We start from the raw sequence: 16,203 nt of genomic DNA, 5'->3' as shown, positions 1-16,203 counted from the left end.
TGAGCCGGGCTCAGGGGAGCCCATTGGGCCCGAGGGCCCAGGAGCTTGCATGAACGCACTGAAATTCAACCCCACCACGGTATCGGTGGACCTGGGCGACGCGCCCATCAGCCTCGAAACCGGCCGCATCGCCAAGCAGGCCCACGGCGCCGTCGTGGTCCGCCAGGGCGACACCATGGTCCTCGTGGCCGTGTGCTACGGCACCCCCCGGGAAGGCATCGACTTCTTCCCCCTCACCGTGGACTACCGCGAGCCCGTGCTGGCGGCCGGCAAGATCCCCGGCGGCTGGTTCAAGCGCGAGGGCCGTCCCACCACCAAGGAAACCCTCACCAGCCGCCTCATCGACCGCCCCCTGCGCCCCCTCTTCGAGGAGGGCTACAACGGCGACACCATGATCACCGCCCAGGTGCTCAGCTACGACGGCCAGCACGCTCCCGAGACCCTCGCCATGGTGGGCGCCTCCGCGGCCCTCATCATCAGCGAGATCCCCTTCGTGAACCCCGTGGGCGGCGTCCGCGTGGGCCGTGTCAACGGCCAGCTGGTGGTGAACCCCACCGTCGAGCAGCGCGCCGAGAGCGATATCGACCTCCTGGTGGCCGGCACCTCCGATGCCCTCGTGATGGTGGAGTGTGGCGCCAAGGAAGTCCAGGAAGCTGACATGGTGAAGGCTCTGGCCTTCGGCCACGAGCAGATCAAGACCCTCGTGAAGCTGCAGAAGGACCTGCAGGCCAAGGTTGGCAAGCCCAAGGTCGCCGCCGCCAAGGCCGAGCGCAACGAGGCCCTCTACCAGGAAGTCGCCGCCGCCTTCGCCGAGAAGCTCTTCGCCGCGCTGACCATGAAGGTGAAGATCGAGAGCTACAAGGCCATCGACCTCCTCAAGAAGGAAGCCGTCGCCCAGTTCTGCGCCGACAAGCCCGAGCTGAAGAAGGACCTGGTGGCCTGTTTCGACGAGCTGAAGGAAACCCTCTTCCGCAACGCCATCCTCAAGCAGGGCGTCCGCCTGGACGGCCGCAAGTTCGACCAGATCCGCCCCCTCAACATCGAGGTCGGCGTCCTGCCCGCAGCCCATGGCAGCTGCCTCTTCACCCGCGGTGAGACCCAAGCTCTGGTGACCGCCACGCTGGGCACCATCCAGAACACCCAGATCATCGACGGGCTGGAGGAGGAGTACAAGAAGAAGTTCTACCTCCACTACAACTTCCCCGGCTACAGCGTGGGTGAGTGCAAGCCCAACCGCGGGCCCGGCCGCCGCGAGATCGGCCACGGCATGCTGGCCGAGCGCTCGATCTTCGCCGTGTTCCCCACGCCCGAAGAGAACCCTTACACCGTTCGCGTGGTCTCGGACATCACCGAGAGCAACGGTTCGTCCTCCATGGCCACCATCTGCGGCGGCACCCTCGCCCTGATGGATGCCGGCATCAAGCTGAAGTCCCCGGTGGCGGGCGTGGCCATGGGCCTCGTCAGCGATGGTGACAAGTTCGTGGTGCTGTCCGACATCGCCGGCCAGGAAGACCACTACGGCGACATGGATTTCAAGGTCGCCGGCACCGAGAAGGGCATCACCGCCCTCCAGATGGACATCAAGATCGGCGGCATCACCACCGAGATCCTCACCAAGGCCCTCGACCAGGCCAAGGCCGGTCGCCTGCACCTGCTCGATCTGATGGGCAAGGTCCTCGCTGCCCCCCGCGCCGAGTTCGCCAGCAACGCCCCCCAGATGCACAGCATCCAGCTCCCCAAGGAGAAGATCCGCGATGTCATCGGCAAGGGTGGCGCCACCATCCGCAACATCATCGAGGTGAGCGGCTGCGAAGTGAACATCGACGACGACGGCCTCTGCCAGGTCGCCGGCCCCACCCAGGAGAAGCTGCAGGTGGCCCTCAAGATGATCGGCGACCTCATCCAGACCGCCGAAGTTGGCAAGACCTACCTGGGCAAAGTGGCCAAGGTCGTCGAGTTCGGCGCCTTCGTGACCATCCTCCCCGGCCTGGACGGCCTGCTGCATGTCAGCGAACTGGCCCACCACCGTGTCGCCAACCCCGCCGATGAAGTCAGCGAAGGCCAGGAAGTCATGGTCAAGTGCATCGGCATCGACGAGAAGAGCGGCAAGATCAAGCTCAGCCGGAAGGCACTCATCCCAAAGCCTGAAGGCGCCGATGCCGAGCCCGAAGGCGAAACCATTGCTAACGATGAACCTCGTCGCGATCGTCGGCCCAGGCCCCGGCGGAGTTAATTCCCGGGCCCCTGCCAAGGTCCATGAATCGGGGCTCCTATTGGAGCCCCGATTCATGGACCTTGGCAGGGCCAGTCTCTAAGGTCACAATCCCTGTTCCCATTCTCCATGGGCCGCGCAAATGCGTCATTATTACCTATTGTCTGGAGCCCTCCCGGTATGACCAAGCTACCCCACACCCAGCTCCCACTTGGTTCATCTCACGCAGTGCCAGCCTTTGCTCCTTGGCCCTTCTATGCCGAGGATGAGGTTGATGCCGTGGCTCAGGTTCTCCGAAGCGGGAAGGTGAATTACTGGACTGGGGAAGAAGGCCGCCGTTTCGAGGAAGAATACGCTGCAGCCGCCGGCTGCCGATACGCCGTCGCCCTCATGAATGGCACGGTTGCCCTGGAACTGGCTCTGCATGCCCTGGAGATCCCAGCCGGGGCAGAAGTGATCACCAGCCCCCGCACCTTTATCGCCAGCGCTAGCGCAGCCGTAGCCCGCAGGTGCACGCCTGTGCTTGCCGAAGTGGATCCAGACAGCGGGAACATCACAGCCGAATCCATCGCCAAGGTCATAACTCCCAAGACCCGCGCCATCATCGCTGTCCACCTCGCCGGCTGGCCCTGCGACATGGACCCCATCATGGCTTTGGCCAAGAAGCATGGGATCAAGGTGATCGAAGATTGTGCTCAAGCCAATGGCGCAACCTACAAGGGCTGCCCCGTTGGCGGCATCGGCCATGTGGGTTGCTTTTCCTTCTGCCAGGACAAGATCATCACCACGGGTGGCGAAGGCGGAATGCTTACGACCAACGATGAGCAGGTTTGGCGCCGAGCCTGGGAGTACAAAGACCATGGCAAGAGCTACGATGCCGTCTACCATCGCCAACAGGCCCCCGGATTTCGTTGGCTGCACGAGTCCTTCGGAACCAACTGGCGGATGACCGAGTTGCAGTCGGCTGTCGGCAGGATTCAGCTGCGGAAATTGTCCGAGTGGACGCGACTGCGAAAGGCCCATATGAACCAGCTGTTTGATGGGCTTGCAGGTCATCCCGCACTGCATATCCCAAGGGCGGATGGAGACTTTGGCCATGCTGCCTACAAGGCCTATGTCTACCTCAAGCCAGAGACTCTCCACCCCCAATGGACTCGAGACCGGATCATGACCGAGGTGACAGCCACGGGTGTGCCCTGTTTTAGCGGCAGCTGCAGCGAAATCTATCTGGAAAAAGCATTCTCGACGCTCCCCAGTGGCCAAGACTGCTCATTCCCCATTGCGAAACGCCTCGGCGAAACGAGCCTGATGTTCATGGTTCACCCAACCTTGACTGAGGCCTCCATTGCCTCGGCCGTTGAGTCGCTTCGGCACGTGCTTTCTCGTTCCTGCTTCTAGCGCCATTCTCGAGGATCTTAGTGAAATCATTGGTCATCATCGGTGCCGGAGGACTGGGCAAGGAAATCGCTTGGTCCTATGGGCGATCCATGGGGCAGTCCGGGGAATTCAATCTCGTGGGCTATTGTGACGACAACCCGGCGCTGGTCGGTCAAACCCAACTCGGCCTGCCTGTTCTCTCGCTGGAGGCATTGCTAAAGGACCCCCACACAGATGGGATGCACTTCATCTGTGCCATCGGGAACAATGCCGTCCGGAAAACCCTGGTGGATCGTTGCCTGAGCAGCCAGTGGCAGCCGCTTTCCATCATTGACCCCTCGGTGATCCTCGGGCTGGAAACCCAAATCGGAGTCGGGACCTATTTGGCCCCTGGATGCATCATCTCCAATCAAACGGTCCTGAAAGATCATATCATCGTGAACCTCCATGCATCCGTAGGGCATGACTGCCGCGTCGAGATGTTCGCCCAGCTCTGTCCCGGTGCCCGGATCAGTGGCAACTGCATCATCGAGACGGGGGCTTTTCTCGGCACCAATGCGGCCCTGGCTCCAGGGCGACACATGGGCCACAATTCAATCCTGGGCGGCGGCAGTTTCTGTGCGGTGGACATCCCCGATTCCACGACAGCCCTTGGAACACCTGCCCGCCTGGTCCCCGTCAAACCAGCCTGAATCCGTATTCAAGGAGGTCATATGACCAATGCCGAGAACCTGAACAAACTCCAAGTCTGTTTCACAACGGCCCTGGGTGTTCCAGCCGAGGTGGTTACCGAGACGCTTGCCTACAATTCCATTCGCGAATGGGACTCCCTTGGTCACATGAACCTGATGAGTGAACTCGAGTCCGTCTTTGATGTCATGTTGGATACCGACGACATTCTCGGTTTGAGCTCGGTCGGCAAGGCCAAAGAGATCCTCACCAAGCATGGCGTGACCTTCTAATGCTCAATGGGAAAGTCGCCCTCATCACAGGCGCCAGCAGAGGCATTGGTGCGGCGATCGCGTCGGAATTCGCTCGTGCGGGTGCGATCTTGCATCTCTGTGCACGCAGCCAGGAACTGGAAACCCTGGCTCAGCAGTTGGCTCTTGAGACTGGTGCCGAGGTCCATGCCCACATTGGAGATGTCTGTGATGACGCATTCCTCCGGCAAACCATCGTACAGATCAAGAAGCAGCATGGGCAGTTGAATGTCCTCGTCAACAATGCCGGAGTCATCCAGCAGGGGCTGCTGGGAATGATCTCCATGGGCCAGACCCGCCAAACTTTCGATGTCAATGTCATGGCCATGATCAACTGGACTCAATTCGCCCTCAAGATCCTGCCTTCCGGCTCCAGCATCGTGAACATCGCCTCCATTGCCGGCACACGGGGCATGGAGGGCGTTTCCGCCTATGCCGCCTCCAAGGGTGCCGTACTCGGATTCACGCTGGCCATCGCCAAGGACCTCGCGCGAAAGCAGATTCGAGCCAATGCCATCGCCCCAGGTTTCATCGATACCAACATGACCCAGGGCGTCACTGCCGACTGGTACCAGAAACGAATCGATAGCATCGGCATGGGTCGTATCGGTCAGCCGGAAGATATCGCAAAGGTGGCTTTGTTCCTCGCGTCTGACCTCTCCGCCTATGTGACCGGCCAGGTTATCGGTGTTGACGGCGGGATGATCGCCTGAATTCCTCTTCAAATGGACTCACGAATGGATTGCCATGCTTGACCTGATCAAGAGCCAAGACCCTGCCGCAGAGGCACTGGTTGATGTGACTCGAGGCGAGCGGCTGACATATGCAGGACTCATCGCCAAAGTGGTTCAAGCAGCCGAAGTCTTGACGCATCTGAACCCACACCGGGGCGTTGTGTTCCTTGGCGCAAGTCCGACCACTGATTTTGTGGCTCTTTATTTGGCCTGTCTTAAACAAGGCATGCCTGTTTTGTTGAGGGATGCCCGGGCGCCCGCACAAACGCTGCTTGAGACCTACCTTCCCTCGCTCGTTCTTGAACCGTTGAATGAGTTGCCATCCACTCCGGATCCGAAACTCTCCAAATTCAACCTTCTGTCCTACTCCGTCAAATCAGGTGGACCTGCTTACGCCGTGCATCCGAATCTTGCGGTCATGCTGACCACCTCAGGATCCACGGGAAGCCCCAAGCTGGTTAGGTTGACCCAAGGGAATCTAAAGGCCAACGCCAAGTCCATTGCCTCATACCTGCACCTCGGTCCAGGCGAGCGCGCCATCCAAAGTCTTCCGATGCATTATTCCTACGGCCTATCGATCCTGAATTCACATTTGGGCAGTGGCGGGACTGTCGTCCTCACACCAGATTCCTTCCTTCGTCCGGAATTCTGGAAGCAGGTGGATACAGAGGCCTGCACTTCGTTTGCCGGCATCCCCTATATGTATGAAACCCTGCACCGAATTCGGTTCAATCCCAAAAAGCACCCGACCCTTCGTTCGCTGACCCAGGCCGGTGGGGGACTGAAGCGTGAGCTCATCTCTCACTTTCATGGCCTCTCGGTGGCAGCGAATATTGATTTTTATGTCATGTATGGCCAGACCGAGGCATCGGCTCGGATTTCCTACCTCCCTCCAAGTCAGCTCGAGAGGAAACTGGGAAGCATCGGCATTCCCATCCCGGATGGGCGCCTCAGCCTGAGACCTGTGGATGGCCTGGAAGGCCAGCATGAACTGATCTATGAAGGCCCAAATGTGATGATGGGTTATGCAGAATCGATAGCGGACTTGGCCAAGGGGGACGAGCTGCTTGGTTCCCTGGCGACTGGGGATTTGGCCACAGTGGATGAGGACGGCTTTTTCACCTTGGTCGGGCGGCTCAATCGGTTCGCCAAGCTGTTCGGCAACCGAGTAGGGCTCGAAGATCTCGAGCGAATGGTTGAGCGAGACTTCAAGTGTTCTGCCGCAGCCATTGAAGGGGAGAACCAGCTCTTCCTGTTCCTCGAAACACTCCATGATGCGATCCCTGATTCCATAGCCCTTTCCATCTCCAAATCGCTGCAAGTACCTCCGAACAGCATCAAGATCATCCATCTCGATGCCATCCCCAGGAGCAGCAGCGGTAAGATGGATTACTTGGCGCTGAGAGGGCTGAAACCATGCTGAGCCCTGCCGCCGACCTGCTGGAATTGCCACCCTTCGGACTTTCCCAAGCAGAGAAGGTTCAAAGGCTGCTGCCCAAGCTCACTGCGCTGACGGATCACCACATTGATTCTTGCGAGTTATACCGGGACATCATTCGGCGCGTATTCGGGTACACCAAAGGGACTGCCATCACTCGCATGGAAGATGTCCCCTTCCTGCCAGTGAGTCTCTTCAAGGAATACACCCTCAAGAGCATCCCGGATGAGGAGGTTCTGAAAACCCTGACCTCGAGTGGCACGACAGGCCAGCAGGTCAGTCGCATTTTCCTGGATAAGGAAACCGCCCGTATGCAGGCCGCAGTGCTCATCAAGGTGGTGCAGCATTTCCTGGGTCGCGAACGCTTACCCATGATCGTTTTGGATCATCCGGGCGTGGTCAAGGACCGCACTTCCTTTTCCGCCAGGGGCGCCGGGATCCTCGGCATGGCCCAATTCGGTCATCGACCCTTCTACGCCCTGCGTGAGGACCTAAGCCTGGATCTGGAAGGCCTGAAAGACTACATGGCCCACGCCAAAAGCCAGCGCATCCTGCTTTTCGGGTTTACATTCATGGTCTGGCAGGGTTTGGTGCAGGTACTGGAAGCGCTCGGGGAGCGTATCGACCTACCCGAGGCGATCCTGATCCACTCCGGCGGCTGGAAGAAGCTGCAAGATCAGTCCGTCAGTGCAGAAGCATTTAGAAAGCGCGTTCTGGAAACAACCGGAATCCGGAATGTGGTGAACTTCTACGGCATGGTGGAACAGGTTGGTGGGGTCTACTTCGAGAATCCGCTCCACAGCCTTCATGCCCCCATCTATTCCGATGTCATCATTCGCGATCCCGCGACCCTACAGCCCCTCCCTGATGGTGAAGTGGGGCTGATCCAGGTTCTGAGTGCCCTGCCCACCAGCTACCCGGGCCACAGCCTGCTGACCGAAGACCTTGGCGTCATCCGTGGAGTCGATGCACCTTCCTTGCAGATGGGCGGGAAGCACTTTGAGGTCCTTGGTCGTGTTCCGAAGGCGGAAATCCGCGGGTGCAGCGATACCGTCCAATCGCCCTCAGGAGGAGGATGACCATGAGTGTCACCACCACCCACTGGACGCAAAGGGTGCACATACTCGCCCCAACGGTCTCAGCCGACCTCAAGTCCTTTCTCGAGACCAGGGTGCCCCCTGCAGAGCCCTTCGCCGCGCATCGCATTGACGCCCTTGCGGCCTTGTCCGAATACCTTCTCAAGGGCTCCCCAACGCTCCGTCAAGATCCGGCAAGCGTGGCCACCGCGTTCTGGCTCCGGAAATCAAACCTGATTAGACTCCGCGACGCGCACAGAGCCAGGACCGCTGGGAATCTCATCTGGGTTCCAGTGGGCCGAGTCTTTCATGTGGCCCCCTCGAACATCGACACCCTTTTCCTTTACTCGTGGGCCCTTGCCTACCTGGCGGGCAATCAGAATGTCGTTCGGCTTTCTCGCGAGCAACCCTTTCTGGTGGGCGAACTGTTAAAGGCCATCGGGGAGGTGGCCCTGCGCTTCCCGGATCTCGCAACAGCCAATCGTTTCGTGACCTACGAACATGATGCAGCCCTATCCGGTGGCTTTTCGGATTGGTGCGGCCACAGGATCGTCTGGGGTGGGAATGAGACGGTTCAGGCCCTGCGTGGGGTGCCCCTGAATCCCCATGCTAGCGAGCGCAGCTTTGCGAGCAAGTATTCCTACGCCATGATCAAAGCAGCGTCCTACTTGGCTCTGGGGCAGACAGAGCAGGAGAAGCTGGCGAGCGCCTTCTATAACGACTTCTTCTGGTTTAATCAGGCGGCTTGTTCATCGCCCCAAGTCCTCTTCTGGTGTGGTTCAGCCTCAGAAGTGGCAAGTGCTACCCCGGTATTCCTGGAAAAGCTGCAGGTCGAGGCTGCCCGGCGCAATCACTCGACTTCGATCCCCCATGCCTCCAAACGGGCCAATGCTGCCTTTGATCTAGCCGCAAGGGCCGAGGTGAGGATCGATTTCAGTCACCCTTCCTTGGTGGTGGCGACCCTGGAACAGAACCACCTGTTGGACAAGGCCACCTGTGGCGGGGGCTTTCTGCGTATGATTCGCCTGGACTCCCTTGAGGAGCTCACCTGTCACCTGGATGATGGGGACCAGACGCTGACTCATTTCGGGTTCGAACCAGGCGAGCTCACCCATCTGGCTTATCAAGGTGGTTCCTTGGGCCTTGATCGAATCGTGCCCATTGGTGAGGCCTTGGCCTTTGAGCCCATCTGGGATGGCTATGACCTGATCGAGGACTGTCTTCGCCGCGTGACTCTGCGCACCTGAACTTAGTCGGCCCTGAAAAACCCACCGCGCGAGGTCAGAAGGATATGAGAAGCGGCCTGAACCCCGCCTGAGGTTCGAGGAAGGCGATCAGGGCGCTGATGGTCCGCCTCACCTCGCCTATGAGCAGACGCAAAAGGGCCCAGAGGTGGGCCACCCAGCCCTTCGCCACCTGTTCATCCGACAGTCCGTAGGTGTGCTTCAGCAGATGAAGGCCCGCCATCAACCGGACCGGAATGCCAGGACGCCCTAGGTCGAGCACATTCATGCGGCCGAATTCCGCCGTCAGATCCTCCCAGGGGATCACCGCCGCCAGCCGCACCAGCTCGTGGTTCGGGTCCAGCGCCAGGTCCAGCTTCCAGCCGATCACCAGCTGCTCGCTCGTTGTCCGCCTCGGTTTCGGCTTCATCCGTACACCAGAAAATTGGGGGTCCCCCCTCACTTTCTGGTGTACCAGACATGCCTGAAGTTCCCGCAAATTCCTGCCAAATCTATATTTTGGACTTATTCAGGGCCGACGAACTTAGGCCTTGCTGAGTCGGGAAGGCCGCAGGATTTTCAGCTTTTCGGGGGAGGATTGGTCCCTAAGAATTCTGGCATGGTCGCGGAATCAGCGGCACTGATGCCATCCCGGCGGACCACCTTCCACGCGGTCAGAAAGAGGATTCTGAGGTCCAGCCAAAATGTCTGATGGTCAACATACCAAACATCGAGGCGAAATTTTTCCTCCCAACTCAGAGCATTTCGCCCGTTCACCTGGGCCCAGCCCGTAATCCCCGGCCGGACCTCGTGCCGCCGGGCTTGCTCCGGAGAATAGCGCTCTAAGTACTGCATCAGCAGGGGACGTGGTCCAACTAAGCTCATATCCCCGAGGACCACATTAAAGAGTTGTGGCAGTTCATCTAGGCTCAGCCTCCTCATCCACCGTCCCAGGCAGGTGAGGCGGTCGCGGTCAGGGAGCAACAGGCCATCCACATCCCTGGATTCATTCATGGTCCGGAACTTGTAGACCTGAAAGAGGCGTCCCCGATATCCCGGCCGAACCTGCCGGTAGAGAGTTGGCGTCCCCATGCCCCAGCGAATGAGGACCCACAAAAGGACCAGGATGGGCCAGATCAGCAGGAGGAGCAGTGAGCTGACCGTCAGATCCAAGCATCGCTTGACCAGGTTGGACATGTTCAACAGAGACCCATTCATAGCCGCATTCGATCGATGGAGACTACCGGAACTGCAGGGATCCTCAAAGGGCCCTGGCGGCGCGAACGCAATCCAGGGTCTGCAGCAGCGTCTGGATTGCGGGCAGATCCAGGCGCTGCGCGTTATGGGAATGGTATTCCTCTGCTTGGCTCAGACTAAGATCCCCATCTGTGAAATATTTCCCGTAGTTCAGATCTCGGGCATCGGCTGGAACACGGTAGAAACCACCCATGTCCTCCGCACGAACCATTTCTTCCCTCGACACCAGAGATTCGTATAGCTTTTCGCCATGCCGGGTTCCGATAATCTGAATGGGATTCTCCACTTTCAACAATTCTCTAACCGCCTGAGCCAGATCTCCCATGGTCGCCGCAGGTGATTTTCTGATGAACGTATCCCCATTTCGACCGTGCTCAAACGCAAACTCGACCAACTCCACCGCCACATCGAGATGCATCAAGAACCGGGTCATTCTGGGATCCGTCACCGAAAGGGGTTTCCCAGCGCGGATTTGATCCAAAAAGAGTGGTATGACCGAACCTCTCGAGGCCATAACATTGCCGTAGCGGGTTACGACAATGGTGGTTTGCCCTTCTACCAAATTGCGTGATTCCGCAATCGCGACCTTCTCCATGAGGGCCTTGGAGATACCCATAGCATTGATGGGATATACGGCTTTGTCAGTGCTGAGGCAGATGACCTTCTGGATGCCTTCACGGATGCACGCATTCAATAGATTGTGGGTGCCCATGACATTGGTGCGCACAGCTTCGACCGGGTAGAACTCACAGGATGGCACCTGCTTGAGGGCCGCCGCATGAAAGACATAATCCACCCCCCTCAGAGCTGAGGACACGCCGTCCGGCTCCCTGACATCACCAATGTAGTACTTAATCCGGTCATCGTGATACTCATGGCGCATATCATCCTGCTTCTTCTCGTCCCGGCTGAAGATGCGGATCTCGGCGATATCGGATTGAAGGTATTTACGCAGAACCGCATTACCGAATGAACCCGTTCCTCCGGTAATTAGCAGTTTCTTTTTCGATAGGCCGGCAAGAGGTGGCATGCGTGGCTCCGTGGTATCTGAATGGATCATGATTAAAAAGGAAAAAAGGGGGGTATGTCCGCCCCTAACTGAATTGGGACCTGCCACTCAGGGTTCGGTCGAAAAAACGAAGAAAGGCCTTCGTTCCAACGGAAAGAGACAGCCGATCTTTATAGAATTCGCTGCCTCTCCTGCCGATCTCGCGTCGTTCCTCCGTGGACAGGTTCAGGACCGTGAGTACGGCACCCGCCAGGGCTTCTGGACATTCTGGTTCGAAGCAGAAGCCCGCTCCAGCCTCCTTTACCAACTCCGCCCCATCCCCGCGGACTCCGCACAAGAGCGGCCTACCAACCGCCAGGTAGGCTTGAATGCGAGAAGGAATGGTAATCGCGAACAATGGATCATCCTTGAGGTGGACCAGCAATGCGTCCGCACGGTGAAGCAGGGCGCCGATCTCATCCATCGGCCTTCCCGGCAAGAAGAGGATATTCTTCAACCCCAGCGAAGCCATTCGTTTTTCCAGGCGAGGCCGATCCACGCCGCCACCCACCAGCACAAACTGCACCTGTGGTGCAGGGCCTTGAAGGAGCTGGGCCGCTTCCAGGACCACATCCAGACCTTGCATCCGACCCATGTTGCCTGCCATCACCACATTGAAACGACCCTCCAGGAGGCTTTCCTCCTCCGGCCTTGCTGACCCAGGCTGGATCTGGATCTCATCGCACCAGTTCGGGATGACCTCCACCTTTTCCTCGGGTACACCTCGAGCCATGAGGACTCGTTTCAATCCTGGCGACAGCACCACGATCCGAGCGGAACGGCGGTACAGAAACCTGCACCATGCTTCCAAGGCCGGAATCATGGCCTGGAATTTGGCAGGGAGCATGCCTGAGGATGTGACAGAATCCGGCCAAAGGTCCTGAATATCCAGTACGAACGGGACTCGTCGGATCATCCCGATCACCCAAGCCGGCACTCCTATGGTGGCATTGCCGTGGTAGGCGTAAATGACATCAGGTTTCCGGACCACCCAAGGGCCCATCAGCGCTGCGGTGCCCGCAAAACTCAGGTAGGAGGCCATTCTGCGGAACCCGCCCGAATCATGGCTCGGAAACAGAGGCACCCGAGTGACTCTTATTCCACCGAGGTTTTCTCTTTGTAGAAGCTTCATCCTGTAGCCGGGGTACAACTTCCCCAACGGGTAGTTGGGAAAGCCCGTCAGTACCTCAACAACATGCCCTTGCTTCATCAGCTCGTGCGCGAAGAGCAGACCCTTGAACGTAGGTTCCGGGTCGAAATATTGGGATAGGATGAGGATGCGCACGGCTGCGAGGTCTCAATACTGGCGCCACACCACACGGTTGACATAGTCCGCATAGCTGAGGATCACCCGTGCCACCGTCTGGCTGACATGAGGCGCCGTGTAGTCAGAGACTATGCGGGATTGCCTCCTGTCACGCGTGCGCGATTCGAGCATGGCGAGAGCTTGGTCCACCCGCCCCCAGGCCAGCCCCGTCATCATTACAGCCCCCTCTTCCATGCCCTCGGGTCGCTCATGGGCTTCTCGCAGGTTTAGGGCCGGCAGATCAAGGATGGACGATTCCTCGGTAATGGTGCCGCTGTCGGACAGAACGGCGGATGCCGACTGCTGGAGACGGATATAGTCGAGGAACCCCAGAGGCTTGAGGAGATCCACCCGAGGATCCAGGGTCAACCCCAGCGCATCCAGGCGTGCCCGGGTGCGTGGGTGCGTAGAAACGATGATACGCTTTCCACGGCTGAGTGCGAGCTGGTTGAGCGTATCCACAAAACGGACCAAGTTCGGTTCGGCATCGACATTCTCTTCGCGGTGGCAACTCACCACAAAGTAGTTGTCCGGCTGAAGGGCAAGGCGGTTCAGCACATCCGAGGCGCCAATGCGCGCCATGGCGTGATGCAGCACCTCGAACATCGGGCTCCCCGTCTTGATAATGCGATCAGGGGGGAACCCTTCGCGGAGGAGGTTTTCCCGAGCGTGGTCACTATATGGTAGGTTTATATCCGCGGTGTGGTCCACGATCTTGCGATTGGTCTCTTCAGGCACCCGCTGATCGAAGCATCGATTCCCCGCCTCCATGTGGAATATTGGGATCTTGCGTCGCTTGGCAGGAATCACTGCTAGACAGCTGTTGGTATCTCCGAGAACGAGCATCGCTTCGGGCCGGAATTCTTCCAGAACAGGGTCGATGCGGGCGATGATGTTACCAATCGTTTCAGCCAAACCGCCACCCACTGCCCCTAGAAAGTAGTCGGGCTTGCGAAGGGTCAAATCTTCGAAAAAGACCTGATTGAGTTCGAAATCATAGTTCTGACCGGTGTGGGCCAACCGATGATCGAAGTCCTGCTCCAACTGGGCCACGACTCTGGACAATCGTATGATTTCGGGGCGGGTTCCGACAACCGTGAGGACGCGTAATTTGCTCATTGATTCAGAATAACCGGTTCAGGGTACGTATCGGAGTCGGAAGGATTAAAAATTTCGTGGCTCCAAAATAATGTCAGAAGATCTCGGGTGCCTACATTGGTGATTTCATGCGCGTGGAATGTCGGCATATCCACGAAACAGGGCTCGGCTCCGCTGACCCGGAACACCTGAACCTCCATGGAAAACAAGCGCCGAATCCTGATTTCCGCTTCACCGGATACCACAAGGAATCGTTCCACCTTCCGATGATGGTAGTGCCGTCCACGGGTGATCCCTGGATGCGTTGAGGAAAGGAAAGCCTGCCCTCCATGCTGCGTCTTCACGGCTTCGAAAAGCCCGCCACGAGTGTCGGTATGCAGCCGCAGCGGCATTGGGTAGCAGGTCGGGTATAGGTAGGAGCGGAGCGTATTGAAGCAATCCAGATGAAAGGGGTCCGAGAGGTCAGGGATGATACCTTCCGCGTAGGATCCGTATAGTGATTTGAGATGGGCCAAGAGGACGGAGACCTGCATCGGAATACCTTCAATCCGAACGGCACCCGAAGTTTCCGTGTCCAGTGCCAGTTCCATAAATCGTGATGCCGCCCTCTGTGCGTGAATAAGCTCCACTCGGCCATCCTGAAGAATCTGTGGTTCCTCTCCATTGGCAAGCTGGTGGCAAAAAGTCGCGAACGCACTGTTGTAGAAGGGCCGCCCCCCCTCGCCGAAGAGATGCGGAAGGACCACATCCACATAGCGCGCGCCTCGATCCTTTGCCCACATCGCAAGTAGAGCCGAAGCCTCCCGTTTAGATTGTCCGAAGGGGCTGTCACCAAAGCTATGGGTGGAGTTGGCAAACAAGATCACCGGAGCCTCACCGAGGCGATCCAGCGCTCCCGCCAAATTACGGGCCAGTTTCAGATTGGTTTCGTAGACCTCTGCTTCAGGGCCACGGTTCATGCCGGCCAAATGGATGACAACGCCTGCCGAACCGATGGTCTCGCTCAAGGATTCCAGCGAATCAAAGGATTCATCCGGAACTTCGATTACTTCAACGGAAGGCATCTGCTTCGCCCAACACCGGAGATGCCAGCCAAGAAAACCTGACGAGCCCGTTATGGCAATTTTATTCAATGTTTTGGTCATCAACTACTTCCTCATGCGGACAAGATCCCCAAAATTAAGAATAACGCCGACCTAGCTCCCATAATAGCGCTGGCCCGAAGAGAGATGGAATCTCCCGGCTATGAATTGGCGCACTCATCGGTCGACCGAGCCGCGTTCAGTTCCAAGTATTTGGCAACGACCCGCTCTGCCTCCAAACGATAGGACATCTCTCCCGTGGCAAGAGAGATGGCTCGCTCCCGCATACCGTCCAGGATCTGCCCATTCGCCGGGTCGGTCAGGATTCTCAACCACTGTTCGACTTCTTCGACCATGTCTGTGTAGATATACAAACAATTTCCCTGGTTCAAATGTTCATGTCCCGCCCGTTTCCTGAACAGACCTGGCAGCCCCGCCGCGATCGATTGCTGCCATAGAACGGATTGCCCACCGAGAAAAGCAGCCAAGTCCGAGGCAAGGAAGTACCTGTTGATCGCTTCGGTATTGCACCAGCCCACGAAGTGCACCCGGGGCACCCCTGCCCCAAGTTGGGCTGCATACGATTCAAAACCGGGGTCTGGGGTTCCGAAAACAACCAGATGGACCCTCTCCCTGTTAAGCCCCCGGAGGGCTTCTGTGAGAAGTTCAATTTTGCGGACGGGGTTGATTTTCCCTCCAGTAACGATCAAGAAGTCACTCGGAGCCATCCCCAGCTGCGTCCGCACCAATTGTCGGATGTTTTCCCGTTCTGCTTCATTGGTCGATACAACATCCATACCAAGATAGAGATACTCTATTTGTCTAGGATTTATACCATATAATTCTTCACAGAGTTCCTTCACCGATGATGAAATACAATAAACTTGGCTAACAGAAGGCAAGCAATACTGAATGATAGATCTCCATATGGTTTTATGGAGAATCACTCGAGAAAACCAGGAATTGGCCGTGTTATAGTATTCCGAATGAAAATCAATGAACAACTTTGATTTATCATGTTTATCCACATATGACTTAGAAGCCAGTAGGGAAAGCGATTGTCCACCATGATGGTAGACGAGGTCAGGGGCAATTTCCTCTAACAGAGATGGCAATGCAGGATAATAGTTTAGTTTTTGCAAAATTGAAAAACTGCAATTAATTCGAATAATTTTTACTGATCCCACCATATATGGAGTATCACAATTTGTATAATCTATTTTGTTCTTTAAATAGTATGGCAGTTTGTTTCGCGATCCAATAACAATCACTTCGTGACCAAGCTCCGCGTGGTGCCTCGGAAGCATGTTCTCCTGATAATTCCATCCATCAATATAGGGGGCTTCTAAACAGATATGGACGATTTTCACGA

Annotated in this window: 15 protein-coding genes; 8 read left to right on the top strand and 7 right to left on the bottom strand. The window is 57.4% G+C overall.

Annotation, left to right across the window (positions count from 1 at the left end; genetic code table 11):
• The first annotated feature begins 49 nt into the window (after positions 1-49).
• From pnp to QZ647_RS01225, 8 genes are all read left to right on the top strand, one after another.
• Positions 50-2,233, top strand: coding sequence for a polyribonucleotide nucleotidyltransferase (gene pnp / locus QZ647_RS01260; protein WP_291270437.1), 2,184 nt, complete (start codon positions 50-52; stop codon positions 2,231-2,233).
• Between the two features lie 159 nt (positions 2,234-2,392).
• Entirely contained in the window at positions 2,393-3,610 is a 1,218-nt protein-coding gene (locus QZ647_RS01255) for a DegT/DnrJ/EryC1/StrS aminotransferase family protein (RefSeq protein ID WP_291270436.1), read from the top strand.
• A 20-nt stretch (positions 3,611-3,630) separates the two neighbouring features.
• Positions 3,631-4,281, top strand: a complete 651-nt coding sequence (locus QZ647_RS01250) for a NeuD/PglB/VioB family sugar acetyltransferase (RefSeq protein WP_291270435.1) — start codon at positions 3,631-3,633, stop codon at positions 4,279-4,281.
• Between the two features lie 21 nt (positions 4,282-4,302).
• The gene (locus QZ647_RS01245; RefSeq protein ID WP_291270434.1) at positions 4,303-4,551 is read left to right on the top strand and encodes an acyl carrier protein; all 249 of its coding nucleotides are present in this window, start codon (positions 4,303-4,305) and stop codon (positions 4,549-4,551) included.
• The gene (locus tag QZ647_RS01240; protein ID WP_291270433.1) at positions 4,551-5,282 is read left to right on the top strand and encodes an SDR family NAD(P)-dependent oxidoreductase; all 732 of its coding nucleotides are present in this window, start codon (positions 4,551-4,553) and stop codon (positions 5,280-5,282) included. Before QZ647_RS01245 ends, QZ647_RS01240 begins: the two co-directional genes overlap by 1 nt.
• Positions 5,283-5,316: 34 nt before the next feature.
• Entirely contained in the window at positions 5,317-6,726 is a 1,410-nt protein-coding gene (locus tag QZ647_RS01235) for an AMP-binding protein (RefSeq protein WP_291270432.1), read from the top strand.
• Entirely contained in the window at positions 6,720-7,820 is a 1,101-nt protein-coding gene (locus QZ647_RS01230) for a hypothetical protein (protein WP_291270431.1), read from the top strand. The genes QZ647_RS01235 and QZ647_RS01230 overlap by 7 nt, the downstream gene beginning before the upstream one ends.
• A gap of 2 nt (positions 7,821-7,822) precedes the next feature.
• The gene (locus QZ647_RS01225; RefSeq protein ID WP_291270430.1) at positions 7,823-9,064 is read left to right on the top strand and encodes an acyl-CoA reductase; all 1,242 of its coding nucleotides are present in this window, start codon (positions 7,823-7,825) and stop codon (positions 9,062-9,064) included.
• Between the two features lie 34 nt (positions 9,065-9,098).
• Here QZ647_RS01225 and QZ647_RS01220 read toward each other — a convergent pair whose 3' ends face one another.
• The 7 genes from QZ647_RS01220 to QZ647_RS01190 form a co-directional block, all read right to left on the bottom strand.
• The gene (locus QZ647_RS01220) at positions 9,099-9,470 is read right to left on the bottom strand and encodes a transposase (protein ID WP_291270429.1); all 372 of its coding nucleotides are present in this window, start codon (positions 9,468-9,470) and stop codon (positions 9,099-9,101) included.
• A 149-nt stretch (positions 9,471-9,619) separates the two neighbouring features.
• A complete protein-coding gene (locus tag QZ647_RS01215; RefSeq protein ID WP_366526148.1) occupies positions 9,620-10,228 on the bottom strand; it encodes a sugar transferase in 609 nt (202 codons plus the stop codon).
• Positions 10,229-10,301: 73 nt separating this feature from the next.
• Positions 10,302-11,327: a polysaccharide biosynthesis protein gene (locus QZ647_RS01210; RefSeq protein WP_291270427.1), complete on the bottom strand. Its 1,026-nt coding sequence runs from the start codon at positions 11,325-11,327 to the stop codon at positions 10,302-10,304.
• A 64-nt stretch (positions 11,328-11,391) separates the two neighbouring features.
• Positions 11,392-12,630 carry a glycosyltransferase family 4 protein gene (locus QZ647_RS01205; RefSeq protein WP_291270426.1) on the bottom strand — a complete coding sequence of 413 codons (1,239 nt, stop codon included), beginning with the start codon at positions 12,628-12,630 and terminating at the stop codon, positions 11,392-11,394.
• A 12-nt stretch (positions 12,631-12,642) separates the two neighbouring features.
• A complete protein-coding gene (wecB, locus tag QZ647_RS01200) occupies positions 12,643-13,770 on the bottom strand; it encodes a UDP-N-acetylglucosamine 2-epimerase (non-hydrolyzing) (RefSeq protein ID WP_291270425.1) in 1,128 nt (375 codons plus the stop codon).
• On the bottom strand, positions 13,767-14,894 hold the full coding sequence (locus QZ647_RS01195) for an NAD-dependent epimerase/dehydratase family protein (RefSeq protein WP_291270424.1): 1,128 nt from the start codon (positions 14,892-14,894) through the stop codon (positions 13,767-13,769). Before QZ647_RS01195 ends, wecB begins: the two co-directional genes overlap by 4 nt.
• Before the next feature lie 98 nt (positions 14,895-14,992).
• A complete protein-coding gene (locus QZ647_RS01190; RefSeq protein WP_291270423.1) occupies positions 14,993-16,201 on the bottom strand; it encodes a glycosyltransferase family 4 protein in 1,209 nt (402 codons plus the stop codon).
• Positions 16,202-16,203 lie beyond the last annotated feature (2 nt).

It is taken from the genome of Geothrix sp., from assembly GCF_020622065.1.
In the GTDB taxonomy this organism is placed as follows: domain Bacteria; phylum Acidobacteriota; class Holophagae; order Holophagales; family Holophagaceae; genus Geothrix.
This window is presented reverse-complemented; position numbering and strand designations above follow the sequence as displayed.

What these genes read in the sequence shown, in the direction of transcription:
- pnp (WP_291270437.1), top strand. Translation starts at nt 50, where the DNA reads ATGAACGCACTGAAATTCAACCCCACCACGGTATCGGTGGACCTGGGC.
- QZ647_RS01255 (WP_291270436.1), top strand. Translation starts at nt 2,393, where the DNA reads ATGACCAAGCTACCCCACACCCAGCTCCCACTTGGTTCATCTCACGCA.
- QZ647_RS01245 (WP_291270434.1), top strand. Translation starts at nt 4,303, where the DNA reads ATGACCAATGCCGAGAACCTGAACAAACTCCAAGTCTGTTTCACAACG.
- QZ647_RS01240 (WP_291270433.1), top strand. Translation starts at nt 4,551, where the DNA reads ATGCTCAATGGGAAAGTCGCCCTCATCACAGGCGCCAGCAGAGGCATT.
- QZ647_RS01235 (WP_291270432.1), top strand. Translation starts at nt 5,317, where the DNA reads ATGCTTGACCTGATCAAGAGCCAAGACCCTGCCGCAGAGGCACTGGTT.
- QZ647_RS01230 (WP_291270431.1), top strand. Translation starts at nt 6,720, where the DNA reads ATGCTGAGCCCTGCCGCCGACCTGCTGGAATTGCCACCCTTCGGACTT.
- QZ647_RS01225 (WP_291270430.1), top strand. Translation starts at nt 7,823, where the DNA reads ATGAGTGTCACCACCACCCACTGGACGCAAAGGGTGCACATACTCGCC.
- QZ647_RS01220 (WP_291270429.1), bottom strand. Translation starts at nt 9,470, where the DNA reads ATGAAGCCGAAACCGAGGCGGACAACGAGCGAGCAGCTGGTGATCGGC.
- QZ647_RS01210 (WP_291270427.1), bottom strand. Translation starts at nt 11,327, where the DNA reads ATGCCACCTCTTGCCGGCCTATCGAAAAAGAAACTGCTAATTACCGGA.
- wecB (WP_291270425.1), bottom strand. Translation starts at nt 13,770, where the DNA reads ATGAGCAAATTACGCGTCCTCACGGTTGTCGGAACCCGCCCCGAAATC.
- QZ647_RS01195 (WP_291270424.1), bottom strand. Translation starts at nt 14,894, where the DNA reads ATGACCAAAACATTGAATAAAATTGCCATAACGGGCTCGTCAGGTTTT.